The following is a 1,252-nucleotide window of genomic DNA, read 5'->3' as shown; positions in this document are numbered from 1 at the left end:
GCGCCGGCGCCGGGATCGGCGTCCGCCGGTTCCGGCGGACGCCTTCAAAGGTATGAGAAAGGAACCACGAGGTTGACCGAGCAGCCGAGCCGTACGGCGAAGGACTCACCCGGGAGCCAGGCGAGCCTGGTGCCGGTGGAGGTCCGCACGGACGAGCCGAGCAGCGACGTGGTCGGCGACCGGGTGCTGATCGCCGTGCAGGCGGTCAACATCTCCCGCCTGTCCACCCACCCCGTGCCGATCGTCCCCGGCACGCTCGTCGTGGTCGCCGGGGCCGGCCCGAAGGACTCCAACGGGGCGGGCAAGTCCTCGTTCATCGCGATGATCACGGCCCTGCTCGGTGACGAGCAGTGGCGCTTCGCCTCCGGCGCCAAGTCGGTCGCGGAGCTGCTGTTCAACGCCGAGCTCGCGGCCGGCGGCGGCGGGCGGGCGTGGGCGAGCGCCGGTCACGGCTACATCGTGGGCGTCTTCGACCACCCCCGCGTCCAGGAGGCCGGGCTGCCCGACGCGGTGACCGTGTGGCTGCGGGTCAACCAGGAGGCGCCGCACCTGGAGGTCCGGTGGACGCGGGGGGTGCGGATGGCCGCCGCCCCCTCGGAGGCCGAGCGGGTCGTCCGGGCCGACGAGATCTGGGCGGGCCTGCCGCGGTCGGCGGGACGGCGGGACGTGGTCGCGCGCGACCTGACGAGGTTCCTGTACGGCGACCGCGTGCGGTGCGTGTCGTTCCTGTCCACCTCGGTGCGGAGCAAGGTCGCCACGAACCTGCTCTCCCAGCCGCTCAACGAGATCTCCCCCGAGCGGGTCTTCGAGGCCATCGCCGCGCTGACCGGGCTGGACGCCGAGCTCGACCAGGAGCGGGAGGCCCGCCGCGACGAGCACGCCAAGCGGGTGCGGGCGGCGCGGTCCGTGGAGATGCTCAAGGAGTTCGAGGACGAGTCCCGGACCCTGCTGGAGACCTTCGACCGGCGCGACCGCGCCCGGGTACGGCTGGCGGACGCGCTGCGCTGCTGGCGGGGGCGGCAGGCGCGCAGGCTCGGCGACGCGGTGCTGCGGGACGAGGCGCTCGCCGCCGACCTGGAGGGACTGCGCCGCTCGGCGGAACGCTCCGCCGAGGAGATCGAGGTCGTCCGGGCGGAGATCGCCACGCTGAAGGACGACACGCTGGACCGGAGTCTGGCCGAGGCCCGCGCGGAGCTGGCCGCCCTGCAGGCCCGCGCGGCGCGGCTCGACGCCGACCGGGCGGTGGCGGAGA

The 1,252-nt window shown here is 74.7% G+C and carries 1 pseudogene; it reads left to right on the top strand.

What is annotated here, in order from left to right:
* Positions 1–72: 72 nt before the first annotated feature.
* Positions 73–1,252, top strand: a pseudogene (locus ACWJ6R_RS36610) (chromosome partitioning protein ParA); the annotation flags it as partial.

It is taken from the genome of Planomonospora algeriensis (assembly GCF_977012225.1).
This window is presented reverse-complemented; position numbering and strand designations above follow the sequence as displayed.